This window comes from Pseudomonas edaphica (assembly GCF_965277385.1).
Classification (GTDB): Bacteria; Pseudomonadota; Gammaproteobacteria; order Pseudomonadales; family Pseudomonadaceae; genus Aquipseudomonas; species Aquipseudomonas edaphica.
In genome coordinates, this window is sequence record NZ_OZ255725.1 from 5,143,682 (window position 1) to 5,159,794 (window position 16,113).

Below are 16,113 nucleotides of genomic sequence, written 5' to 3' on the forward strand. Positions count from 1 at the left end.
CTTAAGCCTCATCAGAGCAACGGTGGGCGGCAAGCGTCCGTCAGAAAGAGGATAGAGCGTGGACAAGTACCTTTATGTGGCAATGACCGGCGCCAGCCAGAATGCACTGGCGCAAAAGGCCCATGCCAACAATCTGGCGAACATTTCCACCAACGGTTTTCAACGGGACCTGGAGCAGGCGCGCTCGATGCCGGTGTTCGGTGACAGCTTTCCGGCGCGGGCATTTGCCATGACCGAACGGCCGGGCACCGACTTCTCCCAGGGCGCCATGATTGAAACTGGTCGCGACCTCGATGTGGCGGTCAGCGGTGACGGCTGGATGGCCGTGCAAACCCCGGATGGCGGCGAAGCCTACGTGCGCAGCGCCAGCATGAATGTGGATGCGTTGGGCGTGTTGCGTGCCGGCAACGGCATGCCGGTGATGGGCAACGGTGGCCCGATTGCCGTGCCGCCCGAGCAGAAAATCGAAGTGGGCGCCGATGGCACCATCAGCATCCGCGCCATGGGCGAAGGCCCGCGCGTGATGGCTGAAGTGGACCGCATCAAGCTGGTCCAGCCCGACCTCAAGAACATGACCAAGGGCCTGGATGGCGCCATCCATACCAAGGATGGCAAACCGGCCCAGGCCGACGCGAACGTGCGGCTGACCTCGGGTTTCCTGCAGGCGAGCAACGTCAATGCGGTGGAAGAAATGACCGCCGTGCTGTCGCTCTCCAAGCAGTTCGAGCTGCACATCAAGATGATGAACAGCGCTAAAGAAGACGACCAGGCCATGACCCGCGTTCTGTCGATGAGCTGATTGCCGGTTTACTGAAGACTAATTTTGCAGCACAGCGCCAACAAACAGGCGCACGAAGGAGAACACTATGCTTCCGGCTCTATGGGTTGCCAAAACAGGTTTGGCCGCGCAGGACACCAACCTGACCACCATCTCCAACAACTTGGCGAACGTGTCGACCACGGGTTTCAAACGTGATCGCGCCGAGTTCCAGGACTTGCTTTATCAGATCAAGCGCCAGCCAGGCGCCCAGTCGACCCAGGACAGCGAACTGCCGTCGGGCCTGCAACTGGGTACCGGTGTGCAGATCGTCGGCACCCAGAAGAACTTCAGCGCCGGTAACCTGCAGCAAACCAACCAGCCGCTGGACATGGCCATCAACGGCCGGGGTTTCTTCCAGATCCTGCAGCCGGATGGCACTACTTCCTACACCCGTGACGGTACTTTTCACCTGGACTCCAATGGCCAGATCGTCACCGCCAACGGCTTCGCGCTGGAGCCGGCTGTGGTGGTTCCAGCCGATGCCAAGACCTTTACCGTCGGCACCGACGGCACCGTGTCCATCACCGTGGCCGGCAACCCGGCGTCGCAAGTGATCGGCAACCTGCAAACCGCCGACTTCATCAACCCGGCCGGCCTGCAGGCCATGGGTAACAACCTGTTCCTGGAAACCGCCTCCAGCGGCGCGCCGCAAATCGGCACCCCAGGTCTCAACGGCTTCGGTACCACCCTGCAGCAAACCCTGGAAACCTCCAACGTCAGCACGGTTGAGGAGATGGTCAACATGATCACCACCCAACGCGCCTACGAGATGAACTCCAAGGTGATTTCCACCGCCGACCAGATGCTTTCGTTCGTAACGCAGAATCTGTAATCAAGTCTATGGGGCGCCTATTGCGGCGCCTGCAACACCGTGAGGTAAGGGTCATGAATCGCTATGTTTCTGTTCTGGCATTGAGTGGGATCGCCGTGCTCGCGGGCTGTGTCGCCCCGACGCCAAAACCCAATGACCCGTACTACGCGCCGGTGTTGCCGCGCACGCCGTTGCCGGCGGCGGCCAACAATGGCTCGATTTACCAGGCCGGTTTCGAACAGAACCTGTACAGCGACCGCAAGGCCTTCCGTGTGGGTGACATCATCACTATCACGTTGAACGAGAAGACCCAGGCCAGCAAGAATGCCAACTCGCAGATCGGCAAGACCAGCAAGACCGGCATCGGCCTGACCTCGCTGTTTGGTGGCGGCCTGACCACCAATAACCCTTTGGGCGATGGCGACCTGAGCCTCAACGCCGGTTACAGCGGCGACCGTGCCACCAATGGCAAGAGCGCGGCGGGGCAGGGCAACAGCCTGACCGGTTCGATCACCGTAACGGTGGCGGATGTATTGCCCAACGGCATCATCGCCGTACGCGGTGAAAAGTGGATGACCCTCAACACCGGCGACGAGCTGGTGCGTATCGCGGGCATGGTGCGTGCCGATGATATTTCCACCGACAACACCGTGCCGTCCACGCGCATTGCCGATGCACGCATTACCTACTCGGGTACGGGTTCGTTTGCTGATGCGAGTCAGCCGGGCTGGTTCGACCGTTTCTTCCTTAGCCCGCTGTTCCCTTTCTAGGTGGCCATTTTGAACCTCAAACAGCTGATGGCTGCCGCGTTATTGCTGGCCTTGAGCGCAGGAGCACACGCCGAGCGGTTGAAAGACATCGCCAGTATTTCCGGCGTGCGCTCCAACCAATTGATCGGCTACGGGCTGGTGGTGGGGCTTAACGGTACGGGTGACCAGACCACCCAGACGCCGTTCACCCTGCAGACCTTCAACAACATGCTCTCGCAGTTCGGCATCAAGGTGCCGCCTGGGTCGGGCAACGTGCAGCTCAAGAACGTCGCGGCCGTGTCGATCAGTGCCGACTTGCCGGCGTTCTCCAAGCCGGGCCAGGTGGTGGATATCACCGTGTCCTCCATCGGTAACTCGAAAAGCCTGCGTGGCGGCACCTTGCTGATGACGCCGCTCAAAGGTATCGACGGCAACGTCTACGCCATTGCCCAGGGCAACCTGGTGGTCGGCGGTTTTGACGCCGAGGGCCGTGACGGCTCGAAAATCACCGTGAACGTGCCATCGGCCGGTCGCATTCCCGGCGGCGCCACGGTTGAACGCACCGTGCCCAGCGGTTTCAACCAGGGCAACAGCCTGACCCTGAACCTCAACCGTTCGGACTTCACCACCGCCAAGCGTGTGGTCGACAAGATCAACGACATGCTCGGCCCTGGCGTAGCACAAGCCATCGACGGCGGCTCGATCCGTGTGACGGCGCCGCTCGACCCAAGCCAGCGTGTCGACTACCTGTCGATCCTGGAAAACCTTGAAGTCGACCCGGGCCAGGCAGTGGCCAAAGTCATCATCAACTCGCGCACCGGCACCATCGTGATCGGCCAGAACGTCAAGGTGTCGCCAGCGGCGGTCACCCACGGCAGCCTGACCGTGACCATCACCGAAGACCCGATCGTCAGCCAGCCTGGGCCGCTGTCCAATGGCCAGACGGCAGTGGTACCGCGCTCGCGGGTCAATGCCCAGCAAGAAGCCAAGCCGATGTTCAAATTCGGCCCCGGCACCACCCTGGATGAAATTGTCCGCGCGGTGAACCAGGTGGGCGCAGCGCCCGGCGACTTGATGGCGATTCTCGAAGCTTTGAAACAGGCCGGCGCCTTGCAAGCCGACCTGATCGTGATCTAAGGCCATGGCCATGGATATGCACAAAAGCGGGTTCACCAGCACGGCGGATTCGGGGTCTTACTCCGACCTCAACCGGCTGAACCAGCTCAAGGTCGGCGCCGACAAGAACAGCGAAGGCAACATGCGCAAAGTGGCGCAGGAGTTCGAGTCGCTGTTCCTGAGCGAGATGCTCAAGTCCATGCGTTCGGCCACCGAGGCGCTGGGCAAGGACAACCCGCTGAACACCCCGGCTGCCAAGCAGTACCAGGAAATGTACGACCAGCAGTTGGCGGTCTCGATGTCCCGCGAAGGCGGTGGTATCGGTTTGGCTGACGTGCTGATGCGCCAGATGCAGAAGAACAAGCCGGTCGAGGCGCAGTCCTCGACCTTGCAAGGCCCGGCGGCGGCCGAGCCGGTCAAGGCCAAGAAGGTTGATGTGCCGACTGAAATCGGCGCCGGCACCCTGGCTAATGGCCCGTTGGGGCGCTCCAATGGCCAGCGGCCGTTGTGGGCTTACCGCGTTGCAGAGCCGCAAGGCGCCAGTGCGCACACCAACGACATGGAACTGATGAACCAGCGCCGCATGGCGTTGCCGAGCAAGCTGACCGATCGCCTGCTGGCCGGTATCGTGCCGAGCACTCAGCCCGCCACGCAGGCCGCGAGTGCGCCACTGCGTAACAGCGCCGCCACCGATAACGTGGTCAACAGCACCGCGCGCAACTTTGCCGTGCCGAGCGGGCGCATGCAGGTTTATGGCCGAGCGATTGCCCAGCCACCGCTGGCGCCGGCGAAAAAAGCCTTCAGCTCGCAGGATGAATTTGTCGCCACCATGCTGCCGATGGCCAAGGCGGCCGCCGCGCGCATCGGCGTCGATCCCAAGTACCTGGTGGCCCAGGCCGCGCTGGAAACCGGCTGGGGTAAATCGGTGATGCGCGCCGAGGACGGCAGCAGCAGCCACAACCTGTTCGGCATCAAGGCCGGGCAGAGCTGGCAGGGCGGCCAGGCGCGTGCAATCACCAGCGAGTTTCGTGATGGGTCGATGGTCAAGGAAACGGCGCAATTTCGCTCCTACAACTCCTACCAGGACAGCTTCCACGACCTCGTGACATTGCTGCAAAGCAATGATCGCTATAAAGAAGTTGTGAAATCAGCCGACAACCCGGAACAGTTTGTACGCGAGTTGCAAAAAGCCGGATATGCAACCGACCCGGACTACGCCAGCAAGATTTCGCAGATCGCCAAAACGATGAACAGTTACCAGAATTTCGCTGCCGCTGGCGCAACCACACATTTATAAGGTCTGAACCATGAGTTTGCTCAGTATCGGGATGTCAGGACTCAATGCCGCTCAAGGCTCGTTGTCGGTCTTGAGTAACAACATTGCCAACGTCAATACCCCGGGATACTCGCGCCAGCAAAGCGCTCAGACCGCCAATGCGTCGAACCAGTTCGGTGGTGTGTTCATCGGCAGCGGCACCACCCTGGCTGACGTGCGCCGGGTGTACAACGAATACCTGGACACGGCTTACCAGAACAGTACTGCGCTGAACAACGATGCCAAGGCTTATCAGGACCAGGTCAGCGCGGTTGATAAGGTGCTGTCTGACAAGACCACCGGCCTGTCTTCGGTGCTCAGTTCGTTCTTCGCTACGTTGCAGACGTCGGCATCGAACCCCAGTGATCTGTCGGCCCGCCAGTTGCTGGTGACCAATGCCCAGACCCTGAGCAGCCGTTTCAACGCGATCTCGACGCAGTTGACGCAGCAGAAAGAAACCATCAATAGCCAGTTGAGCAGTATGAGTGACCAGGTCAATCAACTGACCTCCTCGATCGCTTCGCTCAACAAACAAATCTCCCAGGCTCAGGGCGCGTCGGGTAACGCGCCGGCCAACTTGCTCGATTCGCGTAACGAAGCCGTACGCTCGCTCAATGAGTTGATCGGAGTGACGGCCACCGAGAAGAATGGCCAGTTCAGTGTCACCACCGGCAGTGGCCAGTCGCTAGTGGAGGGGGGCATTTCCAATACTATTTCGGCGGTGCCGAGCAAAACCGATAACAGCCAGTACACCATTCAGTTGAATGTGAGCGGCACCAGTCTGGACTTGGGCTCGGTGATCACCGGCGGCAGTATCGGTGGCCTGTTGCGTTATCGCAGTGATGCATTGATGCCGGCCATCAACGACCTTGGGCGTATCGCCATCGCGACGGCAGACACCATCAATAACCAGCTCGGCCAAGGCCTGGACTTGAATGGTGACTTCGGGATCTCCCTGTTTAAAGACATCAACAGCGCAGCCGCGATTGCTACGCGAAGCCAGGGTGCTTCGGGTAACAGTGCCGGTGCGGGCAACCTGAATGTATCGATCAGCGACAGCAGCAAGCTGACCACGTTCGACTACAAGGTGACCTTCAGCGACAACACCAACCCTAATAAGGTCACTGTGTTGCGCTCGGACGGCAAGGCGATGGGTACCTTCGATATCACTGCTACACCACTGCCGCAGATGGATGGCTTCACCCTGGCGCTGGACGGCAAGGGGGCGATGGCGTTTGGTGACAGCTTCAAGGTCAGCCCTACGGCGACCGGGGCGAGCAGTATTGGTGTGGCGCTCACTGATGCAAACAAACTGGCTTTTGCCGGTCCGTTGTCGGGTACCAGCAGCAAGACCAATTCGGGTACAGGTACCTTCACACAGCCGTCCCTGACCGTGCCACTGGATATCCATGGGGGGGCCGACACGGCCCAATTGCGCGCCGGTATCGAAAATTCGATGCCGGTCAAAATGGTCTTCGGCAAAGCGGCTGCCGACGGCACGCAGTCCTATAGCCTCAGTGACGCCCAGGGTAACCCGATTGGCTCCGGCACCATCATTCCGGGGCAGGGCAACAAAGTTACGGTCAATGTGCCGATGCGTGACGCCAGCGGTGCGGTTATCACCGGCAAGAGCTTCAGCTTTGACACGACCATCAACGGCTCCCCGGCTGACGGCGACAGCACCACCTTTGCCTTTAACAGCGGCGGTAAATCCGATGGCCGTAATGCCCAGGAACTGCTGAACCTGCAAACCAAAGCCAGTGTGGGCATGGGCGACGGTAACGCGGGCGTGAGCCTGGTGGGCGCCAATAGCAAACTGGTTTCGACGGTAGGTGCCAAGGCTAGCCAAGCCAACGTAGACACTGCGGCCACCGGTGCGTTGCTCAGCGCCAACAAGGAAGCACGCAACTCGGTGTCGGGGGTTAACCTGGATGACGAGGCCGGCGACATGATCAAGTTTCAGCAGTACTACACCGCGTCGTCGCAAATCATCAAGGCCGCGCAAGAAACCTTCAGCACGCTGATCAACGCACTTTAAAGGAGGCTGGGACGATGCGTATTTCTACACAGCAATATTTCGAGACCAGCTCCGCCAAGTACCAGGATAACTATTCCAGCGTGGTCAAGGCTCAGGATCAGGCAAGCTCCGGCGTTCGCGTGCAAACGGCAGCCGATGATCCTGTGGCGGCGGCGCGGCTGTTGATGCTGCAGCAGCAGAAAGACATGCTTGGGCAGTTCAACGGCAATATCGACACGCTGAAAAACGCGCTCGGCAGCGAAGACAATGTGCTGGACAGCATTAACACGGCGCTGCAAAAGGCCAGCGAGCTGGCGTTGAAGGCGGGTAACGTCGGCATCAGTGATGCGGACCGTAAGTCCATCGCCGCCGAGGTTGGCTCCATCGAGGACCAGGTGCTGGGCTTACTCAACTCCAAGGATGCCAATGGGAATTATCTGTTTTCCGGGAGCAAGACTGACACGCCACCGTATTCTCGCAACAACGATGGCACCTACAGTTACCAGGGCGACGACACGCCGTTGAGTCTGAAGGTGTCGCAGAACCTGTCGATCTCGATGGGCGATACCGCGAAAACCATGCTGGAAAATTCGGCGAACACCGGCCGCACCCAGACCACGCCTATTCTTGTGCCGCCAGCGGTCGATGACGGCAAAGTGGCCATCTCGGCAGGGCTCATTGCTTCGGGCACCAGTTACAGCAGCAGCTTTGCCGATGGCCAGCCTTATAAGCTGACATTCGTCAGCAGCACGCAATACACCGTAAGTGATAATACGGGTAAGGACATTACCTCCGAGATTCCGGGCAACGGCACGTTTGACTCCACCAAGGAAGGCGCCTCAAGCGTTAGCCTGCGCGGCGTCAAGTTCGACATCAGCCTGAGCCTGGGCAAAGACGTGGCGCCGGGTGCGCCGTCCGATGCGTTGGTCAAAGATCGAGCCTTCAGCCTGGCGGTCAAGCCGGACACGTTTAGTGTTTCCCGTACGCCGAGCAATCCGACTACGGCGCAGTTGAGCGGTGGGCAGGTCACTGATTCGACGGCTTACGCCAGCACGTTCCCCAACTCTGGCGTGATCGTCAAGTTTGGCGCTGCCGGTGCCTACAACGTGTACGCGCAGCCTTATACGACGGACAGCAAATCCATCGCCAACGGCACGCTGGCGACCGGTGCGACGTCTATCACGGCTGCCGGGGTGACCTTCGATGTCACCACCGCACCGGCGCCGGCAGAGGGCGACCAGTTTTCGATTGGGGCTACCAGCAACAAGAACGAAAATGTGCTCGATACGCTGAGTAAGTTGCGTAAAACCCTCGAAACACCGTCAGATGGCAATCCGCTTGCGCAGAAAGAGCTTAAAGACGTAGTGGCCAGGTCCATCGGCAACCTGTCTAACGCCAAGATCCAGATCGACCAGGTGCGGGGCTCCATTGGCGCGCGTTTGAACACTCTGGATATCCAGACGCAAGAGAACACCAGCTTGGGCATCGCCAATACCTCGACCATGAGTTCTCTGGGTAACGTGGACATGGCTGAAGCGGCGGTCAACCTGACGCTCCAACAGACCATGCTGCAAGCGTCGCAGTTGGCATTCGTGAAAATCTCGCAGCTGAGCCTGTTCAGCAAGATGTGATCGGCTGGCAGCAACCCAACGGCCCACCCTGGAAACGGGGTGGGCCGTTGTCTTTTTTGCGACTCAATTGTTTGAACGTTTTGCACAAAGCACACAAAATTGAGTGACCTGTGAGTCATAAAGCGCATCTTCACTGTATCGTGTGAAAAGGATAAGTCGTCGCCAAGTCGTTGCGCGCAGGCTTTCAGCGAGGTTTTTGCGGGGTTATCCCCTTTATTGTCAGCGCCCCCGAGGCAGTTCGCGGGGTGTTCTCCAGCTATTTAGTATTGGGAAGCCACAATGATTGGCATAAAAAGCATCGCCAGTTACGTGCCGGCAGACGGGATCGATAACTACGCCCAGGGTGCCAAATTCGCCAAGGATGAAGAGTTCATCATTGGCAAGATCGGTTCGGCGTTCTTGCCGCGCAAGGAAGCCGCGCAGGAAACCTCCGATCTGTGTGTCGAGGCGGTCAACGCTTTGTTTGCCAACAACCCGGATTTGAAGCGTGAGTCGATTGACGCGCTGATCGTCGTGACCCAGAACGGCGACGAAGAGGGTTTGCCCCACACCGCCGCCATCGTTCAGGACAAGCTCGGCCTGCCGACCCATGTGGCCGCCTTCGATATTTCCCTGGGCTGCTCCGGCTATGTCTACGGCATTTACGCGATGAAGGGTTTCATGGAAGCCGCCGGCCTGAAAAACGGCCTGCTGATCACCGCCGACCCGTATTCAAAGATCGTCGACCCGGAAGACCGCAACACCACGATGTTGTTCGGCGACGCCGCCACCGCCACCTGGATGGGCGAGGGTGCGCCATGGTTGCTGGGCAAGTCCAAGTTCGGCACTGATGGTTCCGGCGCACCGCACCTGAAGGTCAGCGACGGCGTGTTCTTTATGAATGGCCGCCAGGTATTCAACTTTGCCTTGCTCAAGGTGCCGGCGCATTTGCACGAGTTGCTCAATGAGTCCGACCTCAAGGCTGACGACATCGATGCGTTCTGCATTCACCAAGGCAGTGCGGCGATTGTCGATGCCGTGGCGCGGCGTTTTGAAGATGCACCGGTGGACAAGTTCATCAAGGACATGGTCGAGACTGGCAATACCGTGTCGTCGAGCATTCCGCTGCTGCTGGAAAAGCATGTGATGGATGCTACCTGGAAGCGCGTGGCAATCAGCGGTTTTGGTGTAGGCCTGTCGTGGGGTTCGGCGATTCTCTATCGCCCGTGATGCCCTGATAGCGCAGCACATAAAAACGCCCAGGCTGAAAACAGCCTGGGCGTTTTTTATTTGGCGCCAGAAAACCCAGCAATTGCGGCGCTTTGGGCTATCGTAAATGCTTGAATTACAAAGGATGGCCCCGTGCTAGTAAAAAAAATCAAAAAAGTCCTCAAGCAACCTGCTTTCACGACGATAACTATTACGAAGGTTCTCTAGGCCACACCCGGCGGTTGCCAGGGCCGGAAGCCGCAGTAAACAACCCCACGAGGATTTCGTCATGGCTTTAACAGTAAACACCAACATCACTTCCCTGTCTGTTCAGAAAAACCTGAACAAAGCCGGTGATGCTCTGAGCACCTCGATGACCCGCCTGTCTTCCGGCCTGAAAATCAACAGCGCTAAAGACGACGCCGCTGGCATGCAAATCGCCAACCGTCTGACCTCCCAGGTCAAAGGCATGACCGTTGCCATCGCCAACGCCAACAACGGTACTTCCATCGCCCAGACCGCTGAAGGCGCGATGCAAGAGTCCACCAACATTCTGCAACGTCTGCGTGAACTGGCTCTGCAGTCCGCGAACGGTGATAAAAGCGACGCTGACCGTGCTTCCCTGCAACAAGAATTCACCGCTAAATCCGGTGAACTGACCCGTATCGCCCAAACCACTACTTTCGGTGGTCGTAACCTGCTGGACGGTTCGTTCCAGAACGTAGCTTTCCAGATCGGTTCGGACGCTAACCAGACCATCTCGTTCGGCATGAGCGACCTGAGCGCTACTGGCCTGAAAGGTACTTACAGCGAAGCTAAGCTGGATGGTACTACTACCACTCTGTCGGCTTCCGTAACTGGTAGCGCTGTTGTTCTGCCTGGCGGTACTCCGGCTACCAGCACCACCACTCCGTTTGTTCAGACTGGTGCTACTTACGCTGCTCCTACCGCTGCTGAAACGTTCAAAATCAATGGCACCGACGTAAACGTTGCTAGCGGCGCAGACATTGACGCCACCATCACTGCCATCAACAGCGCCGGTGTTACTGGTGTTACTGCTAGCAAAACCGGTGCGACGATCGTTCTGACTTCGAACTCCGCGATCGCCATCACTGGTACCACTACTTCCGGTCTGAGCGCTGCTACTGCCTCTGGTGGTGTAACCACTACCACTCCTGCCGTTCCAGGCAAGCTGACTGCTGCTGCTGAAATCAACGTCAACGGCACCAACGTTGCCTTCGCTGCCGGTGACGACCTGGCCGCTATCGCTGGCAAGATCAACACATCCAACACCACCAACAAGTTCGGCGTAACTGCTTCTGTTTCGGCTGACGGTCGTCTGGAACTGGCCTCGGCTGATGGCAAGGCAATCAAACTGGGCAACGGTACTGGCGTTGCTGCCAACGGCGGTGCTGGTGCACTGGCCAAGCTGGGGCTGTCGGCCGGTACTACTGAAGCCAAGCTGGGTGCGGCTACCTCGGTCAGCCTGAACGGTACCGAAGTGAAGTTCACTGCTGGTTCGACCATGGCTGACATCGTGTCGTCCATCAACAGCGCCAGCACCGGCGTGACTGCCAGCAAAAACGCAGACAACACCCTGAACCTGTTCTCCACCAAGGACATCACTGTTGCTGACGGCAGCGCGGGTACTGGCCTGGCCACTTTGGGTCTGACTGCTGCCGCAGCCGTGACCACCACTGCTACCAAAATGGACACCACCGTTGCTGACCTCAGCATCCTGAACGCCGCCAGCGCTCAGCAAACCATCCAGGCTCTGGAAGGTGCGATCCAGCAAGTAGACAGCCAGCGTTCCCAGCTGGGTGCGGTTCAGAACCGTTTTGACAGCACCGTGGCCAACCTGCAAAGCATCTCGGAAAACTCCACCGCAGCCCGTAGCCGCGTACAGGACGCCGACTTCGCTTCCGAAGCCGCCGAGCTGACCAAGCAGCAAACCCTGCAACAAGCTTCCACCGCCATCCTGTCCCAGGCTAACCAGCTGGGCTCCGCTGTACTGAAGCTGCTTCAGTAATATCGGTAGCGGTTAGATAACGGAAGGGTACGTCTACGTGCCCTTCCGTTTTTTCAGTTATGAGGTGATGACATGGACATGAGCATCAAGCTGAACGCGTCTTACCCGGCTGGCACGACCCAGGCCAATGCCGCCGTTGCGGCGCAGCCTCGTCCTGCAACCGAGACCGATTCGGCGCCCACTGTAGAGCCGCAGCGCCAGGCGCTGGAAAAAGCAGTCACCGACATTCGTGAATTTGTGCAGGCTTCCCAGCGAAACCTGGACTTTTCCATCGACGACTCCACCGGTCGTGTCGTGGTCAAAGTGATCGCGACCGACAGCGGTGAAGTGATTCGACAGATTCCATCCGAGACTGCGTTGAAATTGGCGCAGGACCTGAGCAAAGCCAGCAGCGTGCTGTTTGACAGCAAGGCCTGAGTTGGCACGAAACATGTTTCTGATTGCCGTATAGGCGACACTGCGCCAAGAAAGCGGCAGCCACAGGACAGGAGAAGAACAAATGGCGAGTTCAACGATTACCGGCCCGGGTTCGGGCTACGATACCCAAGGTATCGTGAAGGCGCTGGTTGGGGCTGAAAAAGCACCCAAGCAGTCCCAGATCACCAAGCAGCAAACGGTCACAACCACTCAGTTGTCGGCTGTTGGCTCGGTCAAAAGTGCGCTGGAAGCTTACCGGACGGCAATCACCAAGTTGAACAGCGCCGCTTCGTTCAATGGCCTGGCGGCGACGACCACCGACGACAAAAACGTCAAGGTCACCCTTGGCGATGGCGCCTCGAGCGGCAAGTACGCGCTGGTGGTGGACAACCTTGCGACGTCCTCGAAAGTCACCAGCAAGCTGTTTACGGGCGCGGCTGCCGTGGCAAACACCGGTGAAGAAAACCAAACCCTGACGATCAACCAGTCGGGCAAGAGCTACAACGTCATCATCAGTGGTGGTGCGACCCTGCAACAGGTCCGTGAGTCGATCAACACCCAGCTCTCGGCCCAGGGCATCAGCGCCAACGTGCTGAGTGACTCGAATGGTTCGCGCCTGGTCATTGGCTCCACCAACAGCGGCGTCGGCACTGATATCACCCTGAGCGGTGATGCGGACCTGGCGGTCGGCTACGACAAGGGCCCGGCGGCAGTGAATGCCAAGTACTCCATCGATGGCATCAAGATGGAGTCCACCAGCAACACGGTGACGTCCGCGATCAGTGGCGTGACCCTGGATCTGGTCGCACCGACGGAAACGGGCAAGACCACCACCGTCAGCGTGGCCAGCAACACGGCGACTTTGAAGACGTCGGTGCAGTCGTTCGTGACTGCCTACAACACGCTGATGACCGCGATCAACGCGCAGACCAAGGTCACCGCCACCGGCGACCAGGCGACCACCACGGCCGGTGCGTTGACGGGTGATGCGTCGATGCGCGACCTGGTGTCGAGCATCCGCAGCGAGCTGGTCAACGGTTCGGGCAGCGGCTCGATCAGCAGTCTGTCGCAGATGGGTATTACCACTGACCAGAAAACCGGTTTGCTGTCGCTGGATGACAAGCAGTGGGATGCCGCCGTGGCGAAGAACCCGACCGATATCGCCAAGCTGTTCACCGGCACCAACGGTTTGATCTCGCGCATGAACAAAGCCACCGATAGCTATGTGGGTACCACGGGCACGCTGGCTTCGCGGGTCAAGGACTTGAACACCAAGTTCAGCGACTTGACGGTGCAGCAGGCTGACCTGGATCGCCGCATGGACGCTCTGCAATTGTCCCTGAGCGCCAAGTACACGGCGATGGACACATTGATCGCCAAGATCAATGCCAGCAGCTCCAGCATCATGACCACGCTCAACTCGCTGAACAATCCTAAGTCGACCTGACGGGTAGGGTGGTGATCCGCCCGTCCCGGCCGCACTAAAGTTTTTGACGTTATGGTCGAAAAACTGGTTAGAGCACACCTAATCGCCTTTTGGCGTTTAACGAGGTAGCAACATGAATCCGATGAAAGCCCTTCGTCAGTACCAGAAGGTCAATTCCCACGCTCAGGTATCCGAGGCCAGCCCTCATCGCCTGATCCAGATGCTGCTGGAGGGTGGCCTTGATCGCCTGGCGCAGGCCAAGGGCGCGATGTCGCGTGGCGACGTCGCGCAAAAATGCGTGTTGATCACTAAAGCCATCGACATCATTACCGGCCTGCGTCAGGGTCTGGATGAAGAAAAAGCTGAAGACCCGGCTGCGATCCAGCAGTTGGACAGCCTTTACGAGTATATGAATACACGCTTGGTGCAAGCCAACGCGAGTAACGATCCGGAAGTTATCGATGAAGTCGCACGGTTGCTGATTACCGTGAAAAGTGGCTGGGATGCCATCGCTCCACAATAAGGCGGGTAGCCTTGAGGTACACATCATGAGCCAAGCACTGCAGCGCATTGACGAAACCCGCGAAGCCCTTATCGGCGCGCTGGCTGAACGCAATTGGGAAGCTGTTGGCGAGTTGGACCTGGGTTGCCGCGCGGTGATTGATGAGGCGCTCAGCGAGGCGCCAGAAGACGAAGACGGGCTGCGCGAGAAGCTGGAGAGTTTGCTGGCGGTGTATCAGCAGTTGCTGGAGGTCACGACCGGCGAGCGCCAGGCGATTTTCGAAGAGATGTCGCAGATCAACCGCGCGCAAAGTGCGTCAAAGGTTTACCATCTGTTCGGCTGAACTGGCTCAGTTAATCCGAACAGCGCGTCATATATTTGACTGTGCTCGTATTTTTGACTTAACTAGTGCTGTTTTCAGATTTCAGGCGTCAGTAAGGTATGAAGTCCTACAGGCGTCTCGATTGCCCTCACTCTGGGGCAGGAAGTTTTACTAGGGAAGTTGCTATTGCATGTGGCGTGAAACCAAAATTCTGCTGATTGATGACGATAGCGTCCGCCGCCGCGATTTAGCGGTGATTTTAAATTTTCTCGGTGAAGAAAATTTACCCTGCGGCAGCCATGACTGGCAGCAGGCGGTCAGCTCTTTGTCGTCGAGCCGTGAAGTTATCTGTGTGCTGATCGGGACGGTAAATGCTCCTGGCGCCATTTTGGGCCTGTTAAAGACACTGTCGACCTGGGATGAGTTCCTTCCGGTGTTGCTGATGGGCGATATTTCTTCCGTGGACCTGCCGGAAGACCAGCGCCGCCGCGTGCTTTCAACCCTGGAAATGCCGCCCAGCTACAGCAAATTGCTCGATTCGCTGCACCGTGCCCAGGTCTATCGCGAGATGTATGACCAGGCCCGCGAGCGCGGCCGTCATCGTGAACCCAACCTGTTCCGCAGCCTCGTCGGCACCAGCCGTGCGATCCAGCACGTGCGCCAGATGATGCAGCAAGTCGCCGACACCGACGCCAGCGTGCTGATCCTTGGCGAATCCGGCACCGGCAAGGAAGTGGTCGCCCGCAACCTGCACTACCACTCCAAGCGCCGCGACGGGCCTTTCGTGCCGGTCAACTGCGGGGCGATCCCGGCAGAGCTGCTCGAAAGCGAACTGTTCGGCCACGAGAAGGGCGCCTTTACCGGGGCGATCACCAGCCGTGCCGGGCGTTTTGAACTGGCCAACGGCGGCACCTTGTTCCTCGACGAAATCGGCGACATGCCGCTGCCGATGCAGGTCAAGCTGTTGCGCGTGTTGCAGGAGCGCACCTTCGAGCGCGTGGGTAGCAACAAGACCCAGAGCGTCGACGTGCGCATCATCGCGGCCACCCACAAGAACCTCGAAAGCATGATCGAGGTCGGCAGCTTCCGCGAAGACCTGTACTACCGCCTCAACGTATTCCCCATCGAGATGGCCCCGCTGCGCGAACGCGTGGAAGACATCCCGTTGCTGATGAACGAGTTGATCTCGCGCATGGAGCACGAAAAGCGCGGTTCGATTCGCTTCAACTCCGCCGCGATCATGTCCCTGTGCCGCCACGGCTGGCCGGGCAACGTGCGTGAGCTGGCCAACCTGGTAGAGCGCATGGCGATCATGCACCCCTACGGTGTGATCGGCGTGGTCGAGCTGCCGAAGAAATTCCGCTACGTCGACGACGAAGACGAACAACTGGTCGACAGCCTGCGCACCGACCTGGAAGAACGCGTAGCCATCAACGGCCACACGCCGGACTTCGGCTCCACCGCCATGCTGCCGCCCGAAGGCCTGGACTTGAAGGACTACCTCGGTAGCCTCGAACAGGGCCTGATCCAGCAGGCGCTCGACGATGCCAACGGCATTGTTGCCCGCGCCGCCGAACGCTTGCGCATCCGTCGAACCACCCTGGTGGAGAAGATGCGCAAGTACGGTATGAGCCGCCGGGAAGGTGATGAACAGGCGGATGATTGACGCCTGTTTTTTAAACTACTGAAATATCAGTAGTTTTTTTTCGGCACGGGTATTGCTACAGCCCTCGCAACGTTCCGTTTAACTGACGGTCAGCCAAGCGAGAG

At 58.8% G+C, this 16,113-nt stretch carries 14 protein-coding genes; all 14 read left to right on the forward strand.

Translation table 11 applies throughout. From position 1 onward, the window contains the following. The first annotated feature begins 58 nt into the window (after window positions 1-58). The 14 genes from ACQY47_RS23490 (at window position 59) to ACQY47_RS23555 (ending at window position 16,009) form a co-directional block, all read left to right on the forward strand. Window positions 59-799 (forward strand): flagellar basal body rod protein FlgF, encoded by a 741-nt coding sequence (locus ACQY47_RS23490; protein ID WP_017134921.1) that lies wholly within the window; start codon window positions 59-61, stop codon window positions 797-799. A 67-nt stretch (window positions 800-866) separates the two neighbouring features. Next, window positions 867-1,652: a flagellar basal-body rod protein FlgG gene (gene flgG, locus ACQY47_RS23495; protein ID WP_056859743.1), complete on the forward strand. Its 786-nt coding sequence runs from the start codon at window positions 867-869 to the stop codon at window positions 1,650-1,652. A 53-nt stretch (window positions 1,653-1,705) separates the two neighbouring features. After that, window positions 1,706-2,401, forward strand: coding sequence for a flagellar basal body L-ring protein FlgH (flgH, locus tag ACQY47_RS23500; protein ID WP_017134923.1), 696 nt, complete (start codon window positions 1,706-1,708; stop codon window positions 2,399-2,401). Between the two features lie 27 nt (window positions 2,402-2,428). After that, a complete protein-coding gene (locus ACQY47_RS23505) occupies window positions 2,429-3,517 on the forward strand; it encodes a flagellar basal body P-ring protein FlgI (protein ID WP_225933067.1) in 1,089 nt (362 codons plus the stop codon). 4 nt (window positions 3,518-3,521) lie between these two features. Next, window positions 3,522-4,793 carry a flagellar assembly peptidoglycan hydrolase FlgJ gene (flgJ, locus tag ACQY47_RS23510; RefSeq protein WP_032865398.1) on the forward strand — a complete coding sequence of 424 codons (1,272 nt, stop codon included), beginning with the start codon at window positions 3,522-3,524 and terminating at the stop codon, window positions 4,791-4,793. Between the two features lie 10 nt (window positions 4,794-4,803). Next, window positions 4,804-6,849 carry a flagellar hook-associated protein FlgK gene (gene flgK, locus ACQY47_RS23515; protein ID WP_219266175.1) on the forward strand — a complete coding sequence of 682 codons (2,046 nt, stop codon included), beginning with the start codon at window positions 4,804-4,806 and terminating at the stop codon, window positions 6,847-6,849. Window positions 6,850-6,863: 14 nt separating this feature from the next. Continuing rightward, window positions 6,864-8,459, forward strand: a complete 1,596-nt coding sequence (locus ACQY47_RS23520; protein WP_428552330.1) for a flagellar hook-associated protein 3 — start codon at window positions 6,864-6,866, stop codon at window positions 8,457-8,459. A 279-nt stretch (window positions 8,460-8,738) separates the two neighbouring features. Beyond that, complete coding sequence (locus ACQY47_RS23525) at window positions 8,739-9,668, forward strand: ketoacyl-ACP synthase III (protein ID WP_428552333.1); 930 nt, start codon at window positions 8,739-8,741, stop codon at window positions 9,666-9,668. A gap of 268 nt (window positions 9,669-9,936) precedes the next feature. Beyond that, window positions 9,937-11,676 carry a flagellin gene (locus ACQY47_RS23530; protein WP_428552336.1) on the forward strand — a complete coding sequence of 580 codons (1,740 nt, stop codon included), beginning with the start codon at window positions 9,937-9,939 and terminating at the stop codon, window positions 11,674-11,676. A 72-nt stretch (window positions 11,677-11,748) separates the two neighbouring features. Continuing rightward, window positions 11,749-12,093 carry a flagellar protein FlaG gene (locus tag ACQY47_RS23535; RefSeq protein WP_428552339.1) on the forward strand — a complete coding sequence of 115 codons (345 nt, stop codon included), beginning with the start codon at window positions 11,749-11,751 and terminating at the stop codon, window positions 12,091-12,093. Window positions 12,094-12,175: 82 nt separating this feature from the next. Then, window positions 12,176-13,540 (forward strand): flagellar filament capping protein FliD, encoded by a 1,365-nt coding sequence (gene fliD / locus ACQY47_RS23540; protein WP_428552342.1) that lies wholly within the window; start codon window positions 12,176-12,178, stop codon window positions 13,538-13,540. A 112-nt stretch (window positions 13,541-13,652) separates the two neighbouring features. Further along, complete coding sequence (gene fliS, locus ACQY47_RS23545) at window positions 13,653-14,042, forward strand: flagellar export chaperone FliS (protein ID WP_219266169.1); 390 nt, start codon at window positions 13,653-13,655, stop codon at window positions 14,040-14,042. Between the two features lie 25 nt (window positions 14,043-14,067). After that, window positions 14,068-14,364: a flagellar protein FliT gene (locus ACQY47_RS23550; RefSeq protein ID WP_428552345.1), complete on the forward strand. Its 297-nt coding sequence runs from the start codon at window positions 14,068-14,070 to the stop codon at window positions 14,362-14,364. Window positions 14,365-14,533: 169 nt separating this feature from the next. Further along, complete coding sequence (locus ACQY47_RS23555) at window positions 14,534-16,009, forward strand: sigma-54 dependent transcriptional regulator (protein ID WP_017134934.1); 1,476 nt, start codon at window positions 14,534-14,536, stop codon at window positions 16,007-16,009. Window positions 16,010-16,113 lie beyond the last annotated feature (104 nt).